The organism is Falsiroseomonas ponticola, assembly GCF_016805305.1.
Taxonomy (GTDB): Bacteria; Pseudomonadota; Alphaproteobacteria; order Acetobacterales; family Acetobacteraceae; genus Falsiroseomonas; species Falsiroseomonas ponticola.
On the sequence record NZ_JAERQN010000003.1, the window covers coordinates 517,429 to 538,034 of the forward strand.

General features: G+C 73.8%; 16 protein-coding genes. 5 read left to right on the top strand and 11 right to left on the bottom strand.

What is annotated here, in order from left to right; genetic code table 11:
• Positions 1-5 precede the first annotated feature (5 nt).
• Complete coding sequence (locus tag JJI54_RS13005; RefSeq protein ID WP_203073416.1) at positions 6-1,169, bottom strand: aminotransferase; 1,164 nt, start codon at positions 1,167-1,169, stop codon at positions 6-8.
• On the bottom strand, positions 1,166-1,876 hold the full coding sequence (locus JJI54_RS13010; protein ID WP_203073417.1) for a DNA-3-methyladenine glycosylase family protein: 711 nt from the start codon (positions 1,874-1,876) through the stop codon (positions 1,166-1,168). Before JJI54_RS13010 ends, JJI54_RS13005 begins: the two co-directional genes overlap by 4 nt.
• Positions 1,877-2,128: 252 nt before the next feature.
• Here JJI54_RS13010 and JJI54_RS13015 point away from each other — a divergent pair, with 252 nt between their 5' ends.
• Together JJI54_RS13015 and JJI54_RS13020 are read left to right on the top strand one after the other, a co-directional pair.
• On the top strand, positions 2,129-2,857 hold the full coding sequence (locus JJI54_RS13015; RefSeq protein ID WP_203073418.1) for a response regulator: 729 nt from the start codon (positions 2,129-2,131) through the stop codon (positions 2,855-2,857).
• A gap of 2 nt (positions 2,858-2,859) precedes the next feature.
• Positions 2,860-4,206, top strand: coding sequence for an ATP-binding protein (locus tag JJI54_RS13020; RefSeq protein WP_318987497.1), 1,347 nt, complete (start codon positions 2,860-2,862; stop codon positions 4,204-4,206).
• A gap of 6 nt (positions 4,207-4,212) precedes the next feature.
• Here the strand turns inward: JJI54_RS13020 and JJI54_RS13025 are convergent, their stop codons facing one another.
• From JJI54_RS13025 to JJI54_RS13045, 5 genes are all read right to left on the bottom strand, one after another.
• The gene (locus JJI54_RS13025) at positions 4,213-4,416 is read right to left on the bottom strand and encodes a hypothetical protein (RefSeq protein WP_203073419.1); all 204 of its coding nucleotides are present in this window, start codon (positions 4,414-4,416) and stop codon (positions 4,213-4,215) included.
• A gap of 210 nt (positions 4,417-4,626) precedes the next feature.
• Positions 4,627-5,841: an MFS transporter gene (locus JJI54_RS13030; RefSeq protein WP_203073420.1), complete on the bottom strand. Its 1,215-nt coding sequence runs from the start codon at positions 5,839-5,841 to the stop codon at positions 4,627-4,629.
• A 127-nt stretch (positions 5,842-5,968) separates the two neighbouring features.
• Entirely contained in the window at positions 5,969-7,078 is a 1,110-nt protein-coding gene (locus tag JJI54_RS13035; protein WP_203073421.1) for an SAM-dependent methyltransferase, read from the bottom strand.
• Positions 7,078-7,554, bottom strand: coding sequence for a thioredoxin-dependent thiol peroxidase (bcp, locus tag JJI54_RS13040; RefSeq protein ID WP_203073422.1), 477 nt, complete (start codon positions 7,552-7,554; stop codon positions 7,078-7,080). The genes JJI54_RS13035 and bcp overlap by 1 nt, the downstream gene beginning before the upstream one ends.
• Before the next feature lie 12 nt (positions 7,555-7,566).
• Positions 7,567-10,605, bottom strand: a complete 3,039-nt coding sequence (locus tag JJI54_RS13045) for a bifunctional [glutamine synthetase] adenylyltransferase/[glutamine synthetase]-adenylyl-L-tyrosine phosphorylase (protein WP_226381693.1) — start codon at positions 10,603-10,605, stop codon at positions 7,567-7,569.
• 17 nt (positions 10,606-10,622) lie between these two features.
• Here JJI54_RS13045 and JJI54_RS13050 point away from each other — a divergent pair, with 17 nt between their 5' ends.
• Positions 10,623-13,823 carry an AsmA-like C-terminal region-containing protein gene (locus tag JJI54_RS13050; protein ID WP_203073423.1) on the top strand — a complete coding sequence of 1,067 codons (3,201 nt, stop codon included), beginning with the start codon at positions 10,623-10,625 and terminating at the stop codon, positions 13,821-13,823.
• Positions 13,824-13,938: 115 nt separating this feature from the next.
• Here JJI54_RS13050 and JJI54_RS13055 read toward each other — a convergent pair whose 3' ends face one another.
• From JJI54_RS13055 to tyrS, 4 genes are all read right to left on the bottom strand, one after another.
• Positions 13,939-14,241: an AzlD domain-containing protein gene (locus JJI54_RS13055; protein WP_203073424.1), complete on the bottom strand. Its 303-nt coding sequence runs from the start codon at positions 14,239-14,241 to the stop codon at positions 13,939-13,941.
• Entirely contained in the window at positions 14,231-14,947 is a 717-nt protein-coding gene (locus JJI54_RS13060) for an AzlC family ABC transporter permease (protein WP_203073425.1), read from the bottom strand. The genes JJI54_RS13055 and JJI54_RS13060 overlap by 11 nt, the downstream gene beginning before the upstream one ends.
• A gap of 14 nt (positions 14,948-14,961) precedes the next feature.
• Positions 14,962-16,671 carry a DUF6311 domain-containing protein gene (locus JJI54_RS13065; RefSeq protein ID WP_203073426.1) on the bottom strand — a complete coding sequence of 570 codons (1,710 nt, stop codon included), beginning with the start codon at positions 16,669-16,671 and terminating at the stop codon, positions 14,962-14,964.
• Positions 16,672-17,136: 465 nt separating this feature from the next.
• A complete protein-coding gene (tyrS, locus tag JJI54_RS13070; RefSeq protein ID WP_203073427.1) occupies positions 17,137-18,378 on the bottom strand; it encodes a tyrosine--tRNA ligase in 1,242 nt (413 codons plus the stop codon).
• 65 nt (positions 18,379-18,443) lie between these two features.
• Here tyrS and JJI54_RS13075 point away from each other — a divergent pair, with 65 nt between their 5' ends.
• Together JJI54_RS13075 and JJI54_RS13080 are read left to right on the top strand one after the other, a co-directional pair.
• Positions 18,444-19,538, top strand: coding sequence for an anhydro-N-acetylmuramic acid kinase (locus tag JJI54_RS13075; RefSeq protein ID WP_203073490.1), 1,095 nt, complete (start codon positions 18,444-18,446; stop codon positions 19,536-19,538).
• A gap of 100 nt (positions 19,539-19,638) precedes the next feature.
• On the top strand, positions 19,639-20,595 hold the full coding sequence (locus tag JJI54_RS13080) for a Bug family tripartite tricarboxylate transporter substrate binding protein (protein WP_203073428.1): 957 nt from the start codon (positions 19,639-19,641) through the stop codon (positions 20,593-20,595).
• The last annotated feature ends 11 nt before the right edge of the window (positions 20,596-20,606 follow it).

Sequence of the window (20,606 nt, forward strand, 5' to 3'; positions counted from 1 at the left end):
GGCTCCTAGAGGTTGGCGAGGCGGCCTGGCACCTGGGCCAGCACCTCCAGCCCCGCATTGGCGAAGGCCAGGCGGATATGGCGATCCTGCCCCGGTCCGAAGAAGGGGCCGGGCAGGCCCATCAGCCCCTGTTCCGCCGCCAGCTTTTCCGCGGAGGCCAGGGCATCCGGCGCGCCTTCCGGCAGGCGGAGATAGGCGAAATAGGTGCCGATGGCATCGAGCCGCCAGCCCGGCAGTTGCGACACGCCATCGCGGAAGGCCCGCGCGCGGTCCGCCATCAGCGCGCGGTTGCCATCCCGCCAGTCCCGCAGCGCGGGGATGGCCCAGGTGAGCGCCGTCTGTGCCGGCCGGGGCGGGCAGATCTGGAAGGTGTCGAGCGCCTTGTCGAGCTCCGCCCGGAAGGCCGGGCCGCTGGCGATGGCGCCCAGGCGGTGGCCCGGGATGCAGTAGGATTTCGAGAAGCTGTAGAGATGCACCAGCACGTCGCCCCAGCCCGGGTCCTGGAACAGGGAATGGGGCGGCGACTGGTCGGGGCGGAGGAAGTCCCGGTAGGTCTCGTCCAGCACCAGCATGGCGCCGCGGCGGCGGCAGAGATCGGCGAAGGCCTGGATGACCTCCGGCGGATAGACGGCGCCGGTCGGGTTGTTGGGGCTGACGAGCACCACGGCCTTGATGGTCGCGGCCTGCATGATGAGTTCCGCCATGGCGGGGTTCGGCACGAAGCCGTCCTCCGCCCGCGTCGGCAGGGGCACGGCGCGCACGCCCTGCATGGTCAGCGCCATCTCGTGGTTGAAATACCAGGGGGTGGGCAGCAGCACGCCCTCGCCCTCCGCCGCCAGCACGGCCATGGTCATGGCGAAGGCCAGGTTGCAGCCGGCGGTGATGGCGACGTCGCGGCCCTGGATGGGCGCGCCGTAGAAGCGGGCCATGTCGTCCGCCAGCGCGTCGCGCAGCGCCCCGTCGCCGGCGATGGGGCCGTAGCCCGCGCAGGCCGGGCTGGCGGCGGCCTCGCCCAGCTTCGCCAGCAATTCGGGCGGCGGCGGGTAGCCCGGCACGGCCTGGGTCAGGTCGAGCGCCGGGCCCGCCTGGCCGGCATAGCGGGCGGCCCAGGCGCGGGCGGCGGGGATGGGCGGGGCGGAAACGGCGCGGATGCGGGCGGAGAGGCTCATGGGGGGACGGTGACGCCGGGCGGGGCGAGCGGCAAGCCGTCCTCGATCAGCGGCCTTCCCGTGACCTGGCGCCAATGGTGCCAGAGCAGCCGCGCGGCCAGCCCCCGCCAGGGCTGCCAGCGCCGGGCGTATTCGGCCAGCGCCCTGGGCTTCGGGCGTTCATCCAGCCCCTTCAGATGCACCACGCTGGCGGCCAGCGCGATGTCGCCACTCGGGAAGATGTCGCGCCGGTCATGGGCGAAGAGCAGATGCACCTCCGCCGTCCAGCGGCCGAGGCCGCGCACGGCCGAGAGATGGGCCACCGCCTCCTCATCCCCCATCGTGCCGAGCGCATCGATCCGCAGCGTGCCGTCCCGAATGGCGGTGGCCAGCGAACGCGCATGCGCGGCCTTGGGGCGGGACAGGCCGGCCACGCCGCAGAGCGTCGCATCGTCCAGCGCCAGCAGCCCGGCGGGGTCCAGCGCGCCGGGGATGGCGGAAAGCCGCCCCCAGATGGCGCCGGCCGCCTGGTTGGAGATCTGCTGCCCGCAGATGGTGCGCAGCAATCCGGCGAAACCGGCGGGGCGGGACCGCCAGGGCAGGGGGCCGGCCGTCCGCTCGATGCGGCCCATGTCGGGGTCGATCACCGCGAGGGCGGCAAGCCCTTCCCGCGCCCAGTCCGGCGGATGGGGGAAGAAGGGCGGCGGGGATGGGAGGGAGGAGACCATCCCCGCCGCCACTACACGACGCCACCCCTGGGGGCGAGGGGGATCGCCGCCGCGGCGGGATGATGGGGGAAAGCCGCGGCGAAGGGGGTGGCGCCCCGTGCTTCGCATATGACCATGCGCAGGTTACCGGCGGAGGGGCCGGAAGGTCATGAAGTGCAACGCTTCGTTGCGCCCGCCGCGCCTGTCACATGCCGCAACATCCGCGCGCGGATCGCCCTTCGGCCGGCGGCGGGCTGCGCTATGTTACACGGCATGGACGCCACCGCCCCGCACATCCTGGTCGTCGATGACGACCGCGAGATCCGCGAGCTTCTGACCAAGTTCCTGGAGAAGCAGTCGCTTCGCGTCACCGCCGCGCGCGATGCGCGGGAGGCGCGGAAGCTCTGGCCGCTCGGCCGCTACCACCTGGTGGTGCTTGACCTGATGATGCCGGGCGAATCGGGCCTGGACCTGGCACGCTGGCTGCGCACGCAGTCGGAGGTGCCGATCGTGATGCTGACGGCGATGGGGGAGGAGACGGACCGCATCGTCGGCCTGGAACTCGGCGCCGACGACTATGTGGCCAAGCCCTTCAACCCGCGCGAATTGCTGGCCCGCATCCGCGCCGTGCTGCGCCGCGCGACGGCGGATAGCAGCACGGGGCCCTCGCAGGAGCCGCCGGCCAAGGTGATCCGCTTCTCCGGCTGGGTGCTGGAGCCCGCGCGGCGCCGCCTGCTGAACCCGCAGGGGGTGGAGGTGCCGCTGACCGGCGGCGAATACGAATTGCTGATGGTGCTGGTGGAGCGCCCGAACCGCGTGCTGACGCGCGACATGCTGATGGACCTGCTGCGCGGCCGCCAGGCCGGGCCCTTCGACCGCGCGATCGATGTCGCGGTCTCCCGCCTCCGCCGCAAGCTGGAGGATGACGGGCGCAACCCGCAGGTCATCAAGACCGTGCGCGGCGGCGGCTATGTGCTGGCCTCGACCGTGGAGCGTGGCTGAGCGTGTTCCGCTGGCTCCGCTGGGTCTGGCCGCGCAGCCTGGCCGGGCGCACCGCCGTGGTGCTGATATTCGGCCTGGTGGTGGTGCAGGTGGCGGGGCTCACCATCCATGCGCTGGACCGCGTGGACCTGCAGCGCCTGCAGCAGGGCAGGGAGATCTCCCAGCGCGTCTTCAGCGTCTGGCGCAGCCTGCTGCAGCTGCAGCCCGACCGCCGCGCCGGCATGCTGGCGGATCTGGAGATGCCGCCCGGGCTGCGCGCCACCTATGACGCCGAGGCGCTGGCCCGCCCCGGCTTCCCGCCGCCGCCGCCGCCGCTGATCCGCATGTTCCGGATCGAGGCGCTGATGGGCGCGCCGCCGCGGCTCCGCCCGCGGGATGTGCTGGTCTCCTTCGACCCGCGGCCGGACCTGCTGACGGTGAGCTTCCGCTTCCCCGACCAGGGCTGGCTGAACCTGCGGCTGGAATTCCCGCCGCCGCGGCCCTGGCATTCCGAGCATTTCCTCTTCGCCTTCGTTCTGATGACGCTGACGGCGGCGCTGCTGACCATCTGGGCCGTGCGCCGCCTGACGCGGCCGGTGCGGTCCCTGGCGGAGGCCGCGAACCGCCTGGGCCGGGACGTGAACGCCCCGCCGCTGCCGGAGGACGGGCCATCGGAGGTCGCGACCGCGGCCAAGGCCTTCAACACCATGGCGGAGCGCATCCGCCGCTATGTCGGCGACCGCACCCAGATGCTGGCCGCCATCGGGCATGACCTGAAGACGCCGATCACGCGCCTGAAGCTGCGGGCCGAGTTCCTGGACGATGACGAGCAGCGGCGGAAGATGCTGGCGGACCTCGATGAGATGGAGGCGATGATCGCCGCCACCCTCGCCTTCGCGCGGGACGAATCGACGGGCGAGCCCTCCGTCCCCGTGGACCTGGCCTCGCTCTGCCGCACCGTGCTGGACGAGACGGCGGATGCGCGGCCGGATTTCGCGGACTCCATCACCTATGAGGGCCCGGAACACCTGACCGTCATGGCCCGTCCGGGGGCGCTGAAGCGGGCGCTGGCGAACCTGGTGGGCAATGCCGTCGCCTATGGCGGCGCCGCGCGGCTGACGCTGGTGCCGCCCGCGACCGGGCTGGTGCGCATCACGGTGGAGGATGAGGGGCCGGGCGTGCCGGAATCGGAGCTGGAGAACGTCTTCCAGCCCTTCCGGCGCCTGGAGACGAGCCGGAACCGGGAGACCGGCGGCACCGGGCTCGGCCTGCCCATCGCGCGCAACATCCTGCGGGCGCATGGCGGGGATGTGGTGCTCAGGAACCGCCCCGCGGGCGGGCTGCAGGCGCTGGCGACCCTGCCGGTGTAAGGCCGCTCAGGGCCCGAAGAGCATCAGGGCGATCTCGCCCGCCGCCATGCTGGCGGTCAGGCCGATCAGCGACCAGCGCATCGCCTCCCGCCAGGCGGGCTCCCGCACCGCGGGGCGCGCGAGGCGCCGGCCGCGGGGCGGCAGGGGGATGCGGAGATCGGCCGGGACGGCGCCGGCCGGGAGGCGGGGGTCGAGGGCGATGGTGCTCATGGGGTGATGTGAACATAAAGGGAACATGACCGCAAGCCTGATGTTGAGGTTCTGTTCTCCAACGCACCCAGGCCCGGCACGGGTCCCTGCGCGGCCGAACCGGCCGCGCCGTGGCGCCGCATCCTCACCCATCCGTGCGAGTCGCGCCGAATCATTCCGGGGCGCGCCCCGGCGCGGGGCGGCCCCCCTTTCTTCAGGCGGCGCCCGGCGTCACGCGGCGGCGGGCTTGGCGACCGCCTGCGGCGGCGGGTCCTTCACCGGCAGGTGGATCAGGGCCGCGAAGGCGGAGGCCGCGACCCCGGCCCACCACATGGCGTCGTAGTTGCCGGTGCGGTCCAGCACCACGCCGCCGAGCCAGGCGCCGGTGAAGCCGCCGATCTGGTGGCCGAGGAAGACCAGGCCGAAGATGGTGGCCAGCCAGCGCGTGCCGAAGTTGCGCGCCACCAGCGCGATGGTGGGCGGCACGGTGGAGAGGTAGAGCACGCCCATGAAGGCGGAGAAGATCAGCACCGTGGTCGTCGTCTTCTCCACCATCATGAAGGCCGCCATCAGCACGCCGCGGGACGCGTAGATCAGCACCAGCAGCTCCCGCCGCTTCCAGCGCTGCGTGAGTTCGCCGGCGCCGAGCGAGCCCACGATGTTGAACAGCCCGATCAGGCTGATCGCCCCGGCGCCGACCGCGACGGGCAGGCCGCAGGTATGCACGAAGCCGGGCAGGTGGGTGGTGAGGAAGGAGATGTGCAGCCCGCAGACGAAGAAGCCGAAGAAGAGGAACCAGAAGCTCGGCGTGCGGAAGGCGCGCTTCAGCGCATCGGTGGCGCTTTCCTCGCTGGCGGTGACGACCTTGGTGCGCGGCGGCTCCGCCAGGACGAGGGAGAGCGGGATCATCAGCAGCGCCACCGCGGCCATGCCGATCATCGTCGCCTGCCAGCCGAGCGTGGCGATGCCGAGCCCCGCCATGGGCACGACGAGGAACTGGCCGAAGGAGGAGCCGGCGGTGCCGAGGCCTGCGGCGCGGCCTCGCTGGCTTTCTGGCAGCAGGCGCGTGAGGGTGGAGATCACCACCGGCATCCCGGCGGCGGAGACGGCGACGCCCATGATGACGCCGGCGAAGACCGTGAAGACGCCGAGATGGGTGGCGAGCGCCATGCCGAGGATGCCGCCGGCATAGAGCAGCGACCCCCCGATCACCACCGCGCGGCCGCCGAAGCGGTCCGCGAGCTGGCCGCAGATGGGCTGGCTGATGCCGTTCATCAGCACCTGCAGCGCGATGGCGAAGGAGAAGCCGGAGGCGGTCCAGAGGTTCTGTTCCGTCATCGGCGCCAGGAAGAGGCCGAAGGAGTTGCGCAGCCCCATCGCGAGGGCCGCGCAGAGCACGGCACAGGTCATCAGCAGGCCGGCGGAGATGGCGGGCCGCGTGGTCATGGGTCGGGGTGTCCTGACAATGCGCGCCGAGTGTCACACCCCGGGCGGGGCTTCTCAATCATGGAAGCCCGCGCCAGGCCCCAGCCTGCCGCATTGCGGCATGCGCCCCACGCAGGGCGCGCGGCGTTCAGCCGCCCTTGCGGATGGCGATGCCGAAGGAGGTGGCGATGAAGCGATCGACGTAGAGCTTGATGTGCGGCAGGCCGTGCGGGGGCAGGTCCACCACCTCATCCATCGCGTCGTAGCCAGTGTGCAGGTTCAGCGGCAGCACCTGGTGGCCCTGCGCGGCCAGGTGGGCGCAGAGCGCCTCCAGGTCCCGCCGCCGCGCCAGCGTATGGGGGCCGTTCTCCAGCGTGTCGCCGTTGGAGCTCAGGTTCACGTCCAGCGTGTGCACGGCGAAGCCGCCGGGCTTCACGCTGCGCAGGCTGGCCTCCACGAAGGCCATGCCGCGGTCGATGGAGCCGAGATGCGGGATGGCCGCCATCGACCAGCAGCAGTCGAACTGCCCGTCCAGGCTGGCCGGGATGTCGTTCATGTCCACCGCGCCGAATTCCACCAGGCGCTCGAAATCATCGAGGTGGACGATCTGGTTGTGGAACAGGTCGCCGAGCCCGCTGGCATGCTGGTTCGCGGCGCGCCACCGCGCCTGGCTGGCGGAATCGCCCGGCGGCTCGTCCGTCGCCAGCACCTCCACCCCGCGGGAGGCGAGGAGGGAGGGGATGCGTTCGCGCCCGCAGCCGAAGCCGATCGCCCGCCGGCCGAGCCCGATCATGCCGTGGGAGGCGAGGACGGAGGTGATGTAGGCCATCTCCCAGGTCCGCCGGTGCGGATGGGCGTGGACGGACAGCGCCTCCGCGATCTCGGCGAAGACGGGTTCCTTGAACTGGCTGCCGGTGCAGAACTGGCTCACCGGCTCATCCAGCGTCGGCTGTTCGAACTTCCAGGCGATGTCGGCGCGGGGCGGGCGCAGCAGGAAGCCCGGCATGCCGAAGCGGCGGCGGCTGCCATCGAAGCTGTCCAGGAACTGGCGGAATTCCCAGGTTTCCGCGAAGGCGCGGCGCAGGCCATCGATGGTGTGGTGCCCGCTATGGAGGCTGATCTCCTCCTCATCCGCCGGCTCCCGGCCGCAGAACAGGCGGATCGCCCAGGCGGCGGCCTCGCGCGCGGTGTCGTTCCCCGCGCGGAACTCCTCCCTCGCCGCGCGTGCCCCGCCTTCTTCCCGATCCGACGCTGCCATCACAATCCCTTCGCGGCTTCCACGACCTGCGCGGCATGCGCTTCCGGCTTCACCTTGCGCCAGACGCGGACGACCTTGCCATCCGCGCCGACCAGGAAGCTCGACCGCTCCATGCCCATGTAGGTCTTGCCATACATCGACTTCTCCACCCAGACCCCGAAGGCTTCCGCGACCTTGTGGTCCTCGTCGGAGGCGAGGGGGAAGGTGAGGTTGTACTTGGCGGCGAACTTCTCGATCGGCTTCATCGGGTCGGGCGAGACGCCGATGACCGTCAGCCCGGTCTTGCCCAGCGCCGGCAGCGCTTCCTGGATGCCGCAGGCCTGCTTGGTGCAGCCGGGCGTATCCGCCTTCGGGTAGAAATACAGCAGGTAGGGCTTGCCCGAGAGGTCCTGGCTGCTGACGGTGCGGCCGCCGGAGGCCGGCAGGGTGAAGGCGGGGGCGGGGGCACCCTCGGCGGGACCGGTCGTCTCGGGCATGGCGGCTCTCTCTCAGGCGGGGGGGATGGTCGGGTCGCCGACATGGCGGATGAAGCTCTCCCTCACCCGCGCCGCGGCGTCCCGCATCTGTGCGCGAAGCGCCGGCTGGTCAACCGGCGGCTGTGGCAGGTGGGTGGCCAGCGCCCGCAGCAGCGCGGCGGCCACGGGTTCGGGCAGCGCTTCCTCCCGCCACTGGCCGACGGTCAGGCGGAGATGGGCGGTGATGGCACGCCACAGCCGTTCCGCCGCGACCAGCGCCTCGGCCTCCGCCGCCGGCAGGACCTTCGCGCGGGCCAGGGCGGCCAGCGCCAGGCGGGTGGTGGGGGAGAGGATGGCCGGCAGCCGCGCGGCATGGGCCACCTGCAGGGCCTGGGCGATGAACTCCACCTCGATCAGCCCGCCGGCGCGGTGCTTCACGTCCCACGGCCCCTCGCCCGGCAGGTCCCGCAGCAGGCGGGCGCGCATGGCGGTCGCATCCGCCAGCACCTGGCGTGCATCGGCGGGGCGGATCTGCGCCTGGCGGATCGCGGCTTCCACCCGCCGCTTCAGCCCCGGCGCGCCGGCCACGAAGCGCGCCCGCGTCAGCGCCATGCGTTCCCAGGTCCAGGCGCTTTCGGCGTGGTAGCGTTCGAAGGCGGGCAGCGAGACGGCGACCGGGCCCTTCGAGCCGGAGGGGCGGAGCCGCATATCGACCTCGTAGAGCCGCCCTTCCGCCCCCGGCGCCGTCAGCGCGCCGACGACCTGGTTGGCGAGCCGCCCGAAATACTGGCTGGCGGCCAGCGTCTTCTGCCCGCCGGTGCTCTCCGTCGCCTCCTCCGCATGGTCATAGACCAGGATGAGGTCGAGGTCCGATCCCGGCAGCATGTCCCGCCCGCCGAGCTTGCCGAGCGCCACGACGCCGAGGTTGCCGCCCGCCACCTTGCCGTGGCGCCTGGCGAAATCCTGCGCGATGCGGGGCAGCAGCCCGCCGATGGCGGCATCCGCCAGCGCGCTGCGCGCCGTGCCGGCCTCATCCACGTCGATCCGGCCTTCCAGCGCCGCCGCATCGATCTCGAACTTCCGTTCCGTCACCAGGCGGCGGGCGGCTTCCAGCGCTTCCTCCAGGAAGCGGGCATCCTTCACCAGGGCGGGCAGGGTGGCGGTGGGGTCCGCGCCGGCGGTGTTGCCCGAGGGGCTGAACACGCCGCCCACGCCGGCCAGCAACCCGTCCAGCGCGGCCGCGTTGCGACTGAAATGATCCGCCAGTTGCGGCGCCGCCCCCAGCACGAAGGCGAGCCGGTCCAGCAATGCCGGGTTGCGCGCCAGCAGGCTCAGCACCTGCACGCCGGCGGGCAGCCGCCCCAGCGCGGCATCCAGCCGCAGCAGCGCCGCGTCCGGCTGCGGCTGGCGGCCGAAGGCGGTCAGCAGCGCGGGCATCAGCGCGGTCAGCAATTCCCGCGCCCTTTCGCTGCGCGTGGCCCGCGTGCGGCCATGGTGCCAGCCCCGCACCACGCCCGCGATGGCGGAGGGATTCTGGAAGCCGAGGCCGCGCAGCGTCTCCAGCGTGCCCGGATCATCCTCCACCCCGGTGAAGACCAGGTCGCCCCCCGCCCCTTCCCCGGCCGAGAGGTCGGGCGCTTCCTCGAACAGCCCGGCATAGCGGCGCTCGACCTTCGTCAGGTGGCCGACCAGGGCGGCGGCGAAGCTGGCCGCGCCGTCGAAGCCCATGAAGGAGGCGATGAGGGCGAGCCCGGCCTCATCCTCCGGCAGCCTGTGCGTCTGGCGGTCCGCCACCATCTGCAGCCGGTGCTCCACCGTGCGCAGGAATCCGTAGGCATCGGCGAGGTCCGCGGCCGCGCGGCGGTCGATCTTGCCGGCCGCGGCCAGGGCGGCAAGCGCGCCGAGCGTGGTGGGGTCCCGCAGCCCGGGGTCCCGCCCGCCCCAGATCAGCTGCAGCACCTGGGTGGTGAACTCGATCTCCCTTATGCCGCCGCGGCCGAGCTTCACGTCATGCCCCGCCACCTGCACGCTGGCATGCGCGCCCTTGTGGCCCTTATGGGCGTGGATCTGGCGCTTGATGGAATGGATGTCCGCGACCGCCGCGAAATCCAGGTGCCGGCGCCAGACGAAGGGACGGATCTCCCGCAGGAAATGCTCGCCGAGTGCGCGGTCACCCGCGACCGGGCGCGCCTTGATCATGGCGGCGCGTTCCCAGTTCTGGCCCATGCTCTCGTAATAGACGATGGCGGCCGGCAGGCTGACGGCCAGCGGCGTCGCCGCCGGGTCGGGGCGCAGGCGGAGGTCGGTGCGGAAGACGTAGCCATGCTCCGTCCGCTCCTCCAGCAGCCGGACCAGGTCCCGCGCCAGGCGCACATAGATGGCGCCGGCCCGGTCGGCATCGTAGGCTGCGGCCTCCGGGTCGTAGAGCACCATGAGGTCGATATCCGAGGAGTAGTTCAGCTCGCGCCCACCGAGCTTGCCCATGCCCAGCACGACCAGGCCGGACCCCTTGCCTGTCGCGCGCGGGTCATGCCGTGCCGCGCCGCCCGCCAGCTTCAGGTCGCCCCGCGCCTGCGCCTCCCGCAGCAGATGCGCGCAGGCATAGTCGGTGCAGGCATCCGCGAGGTCGGACAGCGCGCCGGTGACGCGGTCGAGCGGCCAGAGGCCGAGCAGGTCCGCCACCGCCGCGATCAGCGCCGCCTGCCGCTTGGCCTGCCGGAGCAGGGAGGCGACGCCCGGGCGCGTCGCCGCCGGGTCCGCCCGGCTGAGCGGATCCAGGGCGAGCGCGAAGGTGGCGTCCGGCCCGCGTTCCATCAGGCGCAGCAGCGTGGCCGATTCCCGCAGCGCCAGGTCGGCCAGGTAGGGGCTGTGCCCGCCCAGCGCCGCCAGCAGCGCCGCCCCCTGCGCGGTGGCGCCAAAGGCACGCTCCGCCGCCCCCTTTTCCGCGAAGCGCCCGGCCAGCATGGCCGCGCCCTCCCCATCATGCGGCCGCAGCGCCAGCGGCGTGGCGGGGGGCGACCAGGCGGCGGCTTCGGCGGCGAGGGGGCTCGCCGGTATCCGGGATTTCGGCATGCCCGGGGAAGGAAGCGATGAGGGCGGCCGCGGGTCAAGTGGCGCGGGAGGCGCATTGGTGGCTGCACCGCCTCTGCGGCGTGGCCGTGCTGCTGCTGGTGCTGGCGGGCCTGGCCGCCTGGCGGCTTTCCGCCGGGCCGATCGCGCTGCCCTTCCTGGCCAGCCTGATCGAGGACCGCGCCAATGAGGGCCATGCGGAGGCGCGGCTGGAGGTCGGGCGCGTCGAGATCGGGTGGGAGGGCTGGCGCGACGGCGACCTGATGCCGGTGCGGCTGCGCCTGGCGGGCGTCCGGCTGCGGGCCGCGGATGGCAGCCTGCGGGCGGAACTGCCCGATGCCGCCATGACGCTCTCGGCCGCCTGGCTGCTGCGGGGCGAATTGGCGCCGCATACGCTGGAACTGCAGCGCCCCGCGCTCCGCCTGCGCCGCGGTGCCTCGGGGGAGGTCGCGGTCCTGCTCGGCACCCAGGCGGCGGAGGCCCCGCCCGCCGCCGATGCCGCCGCGGGAGGCGCCAGTGGCGCGGCCTCCCGCCTCGATGCGCTGGTGGCGGAGATGATGGGCGCGCCGTCGGAGGCGACGCCGATGGGCGCCCTGTCCCGCCTTCGCATCGCCGATGGCCGCATCGTGGTGGAGGACGAGGCACTCGGCGCGACCTGGGTGCTGGACCACGCGACGCTGGAGATCCGGCGCCTTTCCGCCGGCGGCGTCGCCGGCCATGGCGCCGCGACGCTGCTGCTCGGCCAGGCGCGGGTGCCGCTGACTATCACCGCGGAGGCCGCCGGCAGCCCGGCCGAGCTGAGCTTCCGGCTCGCGATCCCGGAGGTGCAGCCAGCGCTCCTCGCCGCCGCGGCGCGGCCGCTGGCGCCGCTGGCGCAGCTCGATGCCGCGACGCGGATCGAGGTGGCGGGGCGGCTCGATGCCCAGGGCGGGATCCGCCACATGCAGGCGACGCTCGGCGCCGGGACCGGGCGGCTCGACCTCGGCGGGGGCCGGGTGCTGCCGCTGGCCGGGCTCGACCTGGCGCTGGAGGGTTCGCCCGCCGCGCTGTCGATCCCCCGCGCGACCCTGCGCCTGGCCGGCGGCCCCGGCGCGCCGACGCTGACCGCCAGCGCGGAGGCGGCGCGCAGCGGCGAGGGCTGGCGCGGCGCCGCCAGCCTGGCGCTGGACCAGGTCGCGGTGGCCGACCTGCCGCGCTACTGGCCGCGCGGCCTCGGCGTCGGCCATGAACGGGACTGGATCCTGGAGAACGTCACCGCCGGCACCGCGCGCAATGGCCAGTGGCGGGCGGAGGTGGAGGCCAGCGCGGACCTCGCCCGGCTGCGCGTCACCGCCCTGTCCGGCACGCTGGATGTCGTGGACGCCACCGTCCACTGGCTGCGCCCCATCCCGCCCGCGACCGGCGCCAGCGGCACCGTGACCTTCGGGCTCGACGAGATCGCGCTGAAGGTCGGCGGCGGCCGGCAGACCCCGCCCGCCGCCGGCCAGGCCGCGGTGACGGTGCGGGAGGGGCTGGTGCGCTTCATCTTCCCGCCAGAGGGCCAGGACCGCGCGGAGATGAGCTTCGACCTGGCCGGCCCCATCCCGCAGGCGGTCGCCGTCATCCAGCATCCGCGGCTGAAGCTGTTCGACCGCCGCCCCTTCCCGGTGAAGGACCCGACCGGCAGCTTCGATGGCCGCCTGACCGTGGCCTTCCCCCTGCTGGCCGACCTGCCGGTGGAGGCGCTGCGCATCGGCGCGCGCACCCGGCTGCGGGACGTGCGGATCAGCGACGTGCTGTTCGGCCGCCCGCTGGAACGCGGCCAGGCGGAGCTGACCGTGGATACGGAGGGGCTGCGCGTCACCGGCACCGGCACGCTGGGCGGCATCAATGCCCGCCTCGGCGTGGAGATGGATTTCCGCGCCGGCCCGGCCACCCAGGTGGTGATGCGCGAAAGCGTCTCCGCCCGCACGGATGCCGCCACCATCGCCGCGCTGGGCCTGCCGCTCGATGAACTGGCGACCGGCCCGGTGGGGCTGGAGGTGCGGACGGAGCGCCGCCGCAGCGGCCAGGGCCGCGCCACCATCCGCGCCGACCTGCGCGAGGCGCGGATGGAGGTCGCGCCGCTTTCCTGGACCAAGGCGCCCGGCCAGCCCAGCGCGGCGGAGGGTGTGCTGCGGCTCAACGGGGAGAACCTGGAGGCGGTGGAGACCTTCCGGCTGGAAGCCCCGGCCCTGCTGATGCGCGGCAACGCCGCCTTCGCCCGCGGCGCCCGGCTGGAACGCGTGACGATCAACGAGGCCGCGGTGGAGCAGAGCCGCTTCGCGGGGGAGGCGAGGCCGCCCGCGCGGGACGGCGGCCCCTGGTCCCTGCTGCTGCGCGGCCCGGTGCTGGACCTGCGGCGCACCATGGCGGAGGACACGCCCGCCGCCGCGCCCCAGGCCGCCCCCCCGGCGCCGCCCGGCACCACCTGGGCGGTCGATGCGCGCTTCGACCGCACGCTGCTCGGCCCGGGGCGCGAACTCGGCGCCATGGAGGCGCGGGTGCTGGTCGATGGGCTCGGCGTGGTGCGGGAAGGCCGCGTCGCCGGCCGCGCCGGGCCGCGCGGGCCCTTCGAGGTGACGATCGCCGCCGCCGGCGCCGGCCGCGCCGTGCGGGTGACGGCGGAGGATGCGGGCGCGCTGCTCGGCAGCTTCGACGTGCTGCGGCACCTCGAGGGCGGGCGGCTGACGGTGAACGCCACCTACGCCCATAACCGCCCCGGCGCGCCGATGTCCGGCACCGCGGAGATGAGCGACTTCGCGGTGCGCAACGCGCCGGGCTTCGCCAAGCTGCTGCAGGCCCTGACCTTCTATGGGCTGGTGGAGGCGCTGTCGGGGCCGGGGCTCGGCTTCTCCCGCCTCGTCGCGCCCTTCACCCTGACGCCGGAGGAACTGACGCTGGCGGAAGCGCGGGCCTTCTCCGCCTCGCTCGGCCTGACGGCCAAGGGCACGCTGTACCGCCGGCAGCAGCGCCTGGCGATGGAGGGCACGATCGTGCCGGCCTACATCTTCAACTCGCTGCTCGGGAACATCCCGATCCTGGGGCGCCTCTTCTCCCCGGAAACGGGGGGCGGGCTGTTCGCGGCGACCTTCCGGGTCTCGGGGCCGGTGGATGACCCGCAGGTGAGCGTGAACCCGCTGGCGGCGCTGACGCCGGGATTCCTGCGGGGGCTGTTCGGGATCGGGCAGGCGCCGCCGTAGGGCAGGACGTGGGGGAACGCTGTTGCCCCATGCCCATCAGGGACTCGCGGGGGAACTCCGTCCCCCCGCACCCCCCGGCCAGGGCCGAACCGGCCTGGACCGTCGCCAGGGGGGATCAGGCGAAGGCGGCGACGGCGGCCGCCACGGCGGCACCGACCGGCAGCGCGATCCATTCCCGGGCGGTCAGCTGCATGGCCAGCACCGTCGCGATACTGCCCGCGGCGATCGGCGCGCCGCCCTTCGCCACCGCCACCGCCGCCACCGCGATGAAGAGGTTCCCCGGCGCCGCCCGCAGCACCCGGTCCATCAGCGGCGAAACCCCCAGCGCCCGCGCCGCCAGCCAGCCGCCGACCCGCATGGAAAAGGTCAGCGCCGCCAGCGCCAGCACCACGATCCAGGGCCAGGCATCACCCGTCATCGCGCAGCACCGCCACCGCCGTGCCCGCCGCGCCGCCGGCCAGCATCGCCCAATGCGCCGCCAGGAAGGGCAGGGCCAGCAGCGCCACGGCGGCGGAGGCCGCCCAGGGCAGCGCCGTCCCCCGGCCGCGCCACTGGTCCGGGATATAGGCGACGATGAAGCCCAGCGGGATGAAGGCCGCCGCCGCCGCCCAGGCACCGGCCAATGAGAAGGCGGCGCCGAAGCCGATGATGGTGCCGCCCACCCAGCCCACCACCGTCACCGCGCTGGCGCCGAACAGGATGCCGGCGTCGGGCCGGCCGCGCTCGGCCTCCCCGGCCGCGATCAGCCAGGTGGCGTCGCCATAGATCGCAAGCCCCGGCAGCATCCTGCGCCAGGGCAGGCCCGGATAGAGCGTGGCGAGCCGCGCCCCCATGACGAGGTAGCGGAGGTTCACCGCCCCCGCCGCCAGCAGGATGGCCAGCAACGGCGGCACGGCGGACCAGAGCTGCAGCGCCAGCGCCTGCGCCGTGCCGGAATAGACGCCGGCACTGAACAGCGTGGCCAGCGGCAGGGACATGCCGGCCTGGCGGCAGGCCGCGCCCATGGCGAGCCCGCCCGCCCCCGTGCTGAGCAGCAGCGGCCAGGCGAGCACCGCGCCGCGCGCCACGCCGCCAGCGGTGAAACGGGCTGTGGCGAAGCGGGCGGGCGGCGGCGGCTCGGGCATCTCGCCTCCGGGCGTCAGGGCATCAGGGGCGTGCCGGGCTGGCCCGCGATCAGGGGCTGGTGCCAGCCCGGGGCCAGCACCCAGGCGCCATCGGCCTGGCGCAGCAGGTCCCGCGCCGGGTCCAGCCCCGCCCGCGCCGCGGCCAGCGCGGCCTCGTCCCCCAGCACATAGAGGCTGCCGGGCTCATGCCGCCCGGTCGCCAGGCGGGCCAGGGTCTCGGCATTCAGCGCCGCCACCCGCGCGGGGTCGAGCCGCGCGAGATAGACGGCATCGGTGGGCAGGCCGCGCGTGGCGGCCAGCACGGCCACCTCCTCCCAATGCCGGGCCTGCATGCCGGTGGGTGCCAGGCGGATGCGCTCATACCGCGCGGTCGCCTGCATCCAGAAGGGGTCGGCGAGCCGCAGCGGCACGGTCGCGGCCGTGGGGCGGAAGAAGCCCTGCAGCCGCGCGAAGCCCGGGCCGAGATCCGCCAGCTGCACCGCCACCAGCGCCGCCAGCACCAGCCCCGCGCGGCGCCCGCCCAGCGCATGCACCAGCGCCGCGATGGCCCCCGCCATGGCGGCATAGGCGACCGGCCAGAAGAAGCGGACGGAAGCGCGCAGCGCATCGGCAAGGCTGACCGCGTCCTCGGGCAGGGCCAGCACCTCCGTCACCCACCCGCCGATCGAGACGCGGTGGGTGATGGCGAGGGCCATGAAGACGCCGAGTCCCGCCAGCATCGGCAAGCCCGGCCGGAGCCCCGGCCGCGCCAGGAAGGCGACCAGCCCCGCCGCCAGCAGCAGCAGCACGCCGAGGCCGAGGTAGGAATCCTGCGCCTCCAGATGGTCCGCCCGCGGCAGTTCCGGCAGGAAGCGGCCCCAGGCCGAGGGGTCGAAGGGGGCCAGCAGGTCGAGCTGCATCTGGCCGAAGCCGCCCCAGGTGCCGCCGAGCCCGTCCTCCAGCAGGAAGAAGCCGGCCAGCCACAGCCCCGCCAGGCCGAGGGCGGGCACCAGCGCGACCTCCGCCGCCAGCCAGGCCGGGCGGCGATCCGCCCGCAGCGCGCGGGCCAGCGCGTCGGTGGCCCAGAGCCCGGCCACCATCGGCAGCAGATAGGCGTGGATGAGCGATGCCGCGCCGACCAGCGCGCCCCAGCCGGCCAGGCGCCGGGCGGCGCTGCCCTGCGTCAGGCAGAGGGCCAGCGCCATCAGCAGCAGGAACTGGCCGCCAAGCGCGAAATGCCCGCCCAGCCGGTTCAGCAGCAGCGGCTGCACGACGAAGAGCGCGGCGCCGGCCAGCCGGGCCAGCGGGTCCGTGGTGAAGAGGCCGATGATCCGCCAGGCCATGAAGGCCTGGAGCGCGCCGCAGGCGTAGATCCACAGGCCCCAGTATTGCGGCACCTCCACCAGCGGCCGCAGCGCCTTGAAGGCGAAGGCCAGCAGCGGGATCGAATCCGCGTAGAAGATGGAGGAGCCGATCTCCATTCCCCAATCCGGGTTGAGCCCGGGGGGCCAGGACCAGGGGGCGCGGCTGAAATAGGTCCAGCCCAGCCAGTACTGCACGGGGTCGGGGCCGATGCGGCCTTCCAGCATCCACCCCGTGCGCCAGGGCGCCAGGATGCCGGGGCCGTAGAGCGCGGCGATGACGACCAGGCCGATGCCCAGCGCCGCGACGCCACCCCACCAGCGCGGCAGGGCGAGGCCGGTCGCGCTGGACAGGGGCAGCGCGGGCAGCGCGGCGCGGGACATGCGGCTTGCATCCTTCGGGCGGCCGGCGGGATGCGCGGCCCGGTTGAAGAACGGGAGGCGGGGGTCGGGTTTCAACAGGATCGACGCTGCAACGCAGCATGACGCGCAGTTGAGGCGGCAAGGCGGCAGGATCGCGCTGGCTTTGCGGCGCGAAATAGGTCTATGATCCTATATCGCCGCGCCAAGCAGGCCTCGCCTGGCGGCCCGGGGGAGGCAGGGGGCTTCCCCGGCGCGCCACGGACCCCGCGGGAAGGGCCCGGAATCGTCACTAAAAGCGCTAAAACGGCATAATCGGCTAAATCGGCTAAAGACGCCTTGGATCGTCACCAGGCCGTGGAAAGCGCGGGAGACCGGCCGGGGCCGCCGGACCGGTTTCAGCCGCGGCCGCGACACTGAAACCGGTCCAGGCCTTTGTTTTCACGCATGGTCCGGGTCGTCGGGCGATCCCGCCCGACCTGAACAGGCTCAGGACCGCTGGGCGCCCCCCGCCGGCCGCACCAGCAGGTGCTTCTTGCGGCCGAGCGAGAGCTTCGCCGCGCCGTCCCGCAGATCCGCTTCCGTCACCACCGCGGCCACGTCGCTGACCGGCGCGTCGTTCAGCCGCACGCCGCCCTGCGCCATCAGCCGCCGCGCCTCGCCCTTGCTGGCGACGAGCTTCGCCTCCGCCAGCAGGTCGATGATGCCGGCGGGCAGGGTGGCGGCCAGGCTCGGCAGCGTCTCCGCCGCCTCGCCCTGTTCGAAGGCGCGGCGGGCGGTCTCGGCGGCCGCCTCGGCGGCGGCGCGGCCATGCAGGATGGCGGTGGCCTCCGTCGCCAGGATCTTCTTCGCCTCGTTGATCTCGGCGCCGGCCAGCGCGCCGAGGCGCCGGACCTCCTCCATCGGGAGTTCGGTGAAGAGGGCGAGGAAGCGGCCGACATCCGCATCCTCCGTGTTCCGCCAGTACTGCCAGTAATCGTAGGGGGAGAGGCGGTCGGGGTTCAGCCAGACGGCGCCGGAGGCCGTCTTGCCCATCTTGGCGCCCGACGCCGTGGTCAGCAGCGGCGTGGTCAGCACATGGGCGTGGCCGCCGGCCACGCGGCGGATCAGCTCCGCCCCCATGATGATGTTGCCCCACTGGTCCGACCCGCCCATCTGCAGGACGGCCCCATGACGGCGGTGCAATTCGAGAAAATCGTAGGACTGGAGGAGCATGTAGTTGAATTCGAGGAAGCTCAACGGCTGCTCGCGTTCGAGGCGCAGCCGCACGCTGTCCATGGTCAGCATGCGGTTCACGCTGAAGTGGCGGCCGATGTCGCGCAGGAAGGGGATGTAGCGCAGCCCGTCCAGCCATTCGGCATTGTCGAGCATCAGCGCGCCGGCGTTGAAATCGAGCAGCGCCTCGAAGGTCCGGCGGATGCCGGTCTTGTTGGCCTCGATCACCTCGTCCGTCAGCAGCTGCCGGGCATCGTCCTTGCCGGAGGGGTCGCCCACCTTGGTGGTGCCGCCGCCGATCAGCGCGATGGGCCTGCCGCCGGTCTTCTGCAGCAGGCGCAGCAGCATGGTCGGCATCAGGTGCCCGACATGCAGGCTGTCCGCCGTGCAGTCATAGCCGATATAGGCCGTCAGCCCCCCCTTGTTCAGCGCGGCATCCAGCTCCGCCTCGTCCGAGGTCTGGTGGATGTAGCCGCGTTCCTTGGCGATCCGCAGGAAGTCGCTGGTGGTGCTCATGGGGGTCCGTCATCGGCTGCCCGGGTCTTTCCCGGCGGCGCGCGGCGTAGCACGTTGGGGGGATGCTGCGAACCATAGGGCTGATGAGCGGGACGTCCCTCGACGGGGTGGATGCCGCCTGGGTGGAAACGGATGGGGAGGCGATCGGGCGGCTGGGCCCGGTGCTGACGCTGCCCTATGACCCCGCGCTGCGCCGCGACCTGCGCCAGCTGCTGGACCGGGCGCCCGCGATGTCGCCCGAGGATCCCTTCCTGCTGGATTGCGTGGCCCGGCTGACGGACCGGCATGTGGAGGCGGTGCGCGCCATCGGCTGGCCCGCGGATGTGATCGGCTTCCATGGCCAGACCATCCTGCACCGCCCCGCCCGCCCCGGCAGCAATGCCGCCGGCTTCACCTGGCAGGTGGGCGATGCCCAGCGCCTGGCGCGGGAGACGGGGATGACCGTCGCCCATGATTTCCGCAGCGCCGATGTGGCGGCGGGCGGGCAGGGGGCGCCGCTGGTGCCGGTGGTGCATGCCGCCATGGCGCGGGACCTGCCGAAGCCGCTGGCGGTGCTGAACCTGGGCGGGGTCGCGAACGTCACCTGGATCGGCGCGGATGGCACGCTGGTGGCCTTCGACACCGGCCCCGCCAATGGCCCGCTGGACGACTGGCTGCGGCTGCATACCGGGGAGGCCTTCGACCGCGACGGCAAGCTGGCGCTGGCCGGGCAGGTGGATGGCGGCGTCATGGCCCATATGCTGGACCATCCCTGGCTGCTGGCTCCGCCGCCGAAATCGCTGGACCGGCTCGATTTCGACCGCGCGCTGCGGGAGGCCGGGGCGGGCGCGCTCTCGCCCTCCGACGGGGCGGCGACGCTGGTGGCCTTCGCCGCGGTCTGCGTGGCGGCCGCGGCGAGGCACTTCCCGGAGCCGCCGGTGCAATGGCTGGTGGCCGGCGGCGGCCGGCGCAACCCGGCGATGATGCGTGCCCTCAACGCCGCGCTGGCGGAGCCGGTGCGGGCGGTGGAGGTGGCGGGCTGGAATGGCGATGCGCTGGAGGCGCAGGCCTTCGGCGTGCTGGCGGCGCGGGTCTGGCGCGGGCTGCCGCTGACCTTCCCGGGCACCACCGGCGCGCCGCAGCCGCTGCCCGGCGGGCGGCTGGTGGGTTCGCTGCTGTAGGCGGCGCCGCCCGGGGCAAGATTTCCGTTCGATGCGCGGAGTCCGGGGGAGGATCGTCTCTCATTTGCGCTGAGGGCCGGGTCGTGGAGAAATCCATGCCATGACCTGCCCGATCCCCCGCCGCGCGCTGCTGCTGGCGCCCTTCCTGCCCATCCCCGCCCTGGCGCAGGACCGGCCCGTGCGGCTGCTGATCGGCATGCCCGCCGGCGCGGCGCCGGACCTGCTGACGCGGCTGCTGGCGGAACGGCTGGCGGCGGGGCTCGGCCAGGCCGTGATCGTGGAGAACCGGCCCGGCGCCACCGGCAACCTGGCCGCCGCCGCGCTGGCCCGCGCCGCGCCGGATGGCGGCACCATCGGCACGCTGCTGGGCGCGACGCTCGCCATCAACCGGCACCTCTACCCGGAACTGCCCTTCGACCCCGCGCGGGATTTCGCGCCACTGCTGCGCTTCGCCCGCTTCCCCGGCGTGGTGCTGGTGCCGCGGGAGGCGCCGGTGGCGGGGCTGGCGGAACTCGGCCCCTGGCTGCGCGGGCTGGGCCGCCCGGCGCTGGTGGCGACGCCTGGGGCGGGCACCATCCCGCACCTGGCGGCGGAGATGCTGCTGCGGGCCATCGGGGTGCCTGGCGAGATGGTGCATTACCGCGGCGACCCCGATGCGCTGCGGGACCTGGCGGCGGGGCGCGTGCAGCTGATGGTGGCGCCCCTGCCGGCGGCGCTGCCGCAGGTGGAGGCCGGGCGCGCCCGCGCCCTGGCGGTGACGGCCGCCGCGCGCACGCCGCTCGCGCCCGGGCTGCCCGCGGTGGCCGAGACCGTTCCGGGCTTCGTGGCCGAATCCTGGCTGGCGCTGGGGGCGCCGGCCGGGCTGCCGGCGCCGCAGGCGGAGCGGCTGGTGGCGCTGGCGCGGGCCGCGCTGGCCGATCCCGCCCTGGTGGCGCGCTTCGCGGCGCTGGGCGCCGAGATCCCGGGCGAGGCGGGCGCGGCGCTGGCCGCCGTCATCGCGGCGGAGGATGCGCGCTGGGGCGGGGTGATCCGGGATGCGGGGGTGCGGCTTGACTAGGCCCCCCCGCG

Bases quoted from the DNA above. Each gene is read 5' to 3' on its own strand.
- JJI54_RS13005 (WP_203073416.1), bottom strand. From the start codon at position 1,169: ATGAGCCTCTCCGCCCGCATCCGCGCCGTTTCCGCCCCGCCCATCCCC.
- JJI54_RS13010 (WP_203073417.1), bottom strand. From the start codon at position 1,876: ATGGTCTCCTCCCTCCCATCCCCGCCGCCCTTCTTCCCCCATCCGCCG.
- JJI54_RS13015 (WP_203073418.1), top strand. From the start codon at position 2,129: ATGGACGCCACCGCCCCGCACATCCTGGTCGTCGATGACGACCGCGAG.
- JJI54_RS13025 (WP_203073419.1), bottom strand. From the start codon at position 4,416: ATGAGCACCATCGCCCTCGACCCCCGCCTCCCGGCCGGCGCCGTCCCG.
- JJI54_RS13030 (WP_203073420.1), bottom strand. From the start codon at position 5,841: ATGACCACGCGGCCCGCCATCTCCGCCGGCCTGCTGATGACCTGTGCC.
- JJI54_RS13035 (WP_203073421.1), bottom strand. From the start codon at position 7,078: ATGGCAGCGTCGGATCGGGAAGAAGGCGGGGCACGCGCGGCGAGGGAG.
- bcp (WP_203073422.1), bottom strand. From the start codon at position 7,554: ATGCCCGAGACGACCGGTCCCGCCGAGGGTGCCCCCGCCCCCGCCTTC.
- JJI54_RS13045 (WP_226381693.1), bottom strand. From the start codon at position 10,605: ATGCCGAAATCCCGGATACCGGCGAGCCCCCTCGCCGCCGAAGCCGCC.
- JJI54_RS13050 (WP_203073423.1), top strand. From the start codon at position 10,623: ATGAGGGCGGCCGCGGGTCAAGTGGCGCGGGAGGCGCATTGGTGGCTG.
- JJI54_RS13055 (WP_203073424.1), bottom strand. From the start codon at position 14,241: ATGACGGGTGATGCCTGGCCCTGGATCGTGGTGCTGGCGCTGGCGGCG.
- JJI54_RS13060 (WP_203073425.1), bottom strand. From the start codon at position 14,947: ATGCCCGAGCCGCCGCCGCCCGCCCGCTTCGCCACAGCCCGTTTCACC.
- JJI54_RS13065 (WP_203073426.1), bottom strand. From the start codon at position 16,671: ATGTCCCGCGCCGCGCTGCCCGCGCTGCCCCTGTCCAGCGCGACCGGC.
- tyrS (WP_203073427.1), bottom strand. From the start codon at position 18,378: ATGAGCACCACCAGCGACTTCCTGCGGATCGCCAAGGAACGCGGCTAC.
- JJI54_RS13080 (WP_203073428.1), top strand. From the start codon at position 19,639: ATGACCTGCCCGATCCCCCGCCGCGCGCTGCTGCTGGCGCCCTTCCTG.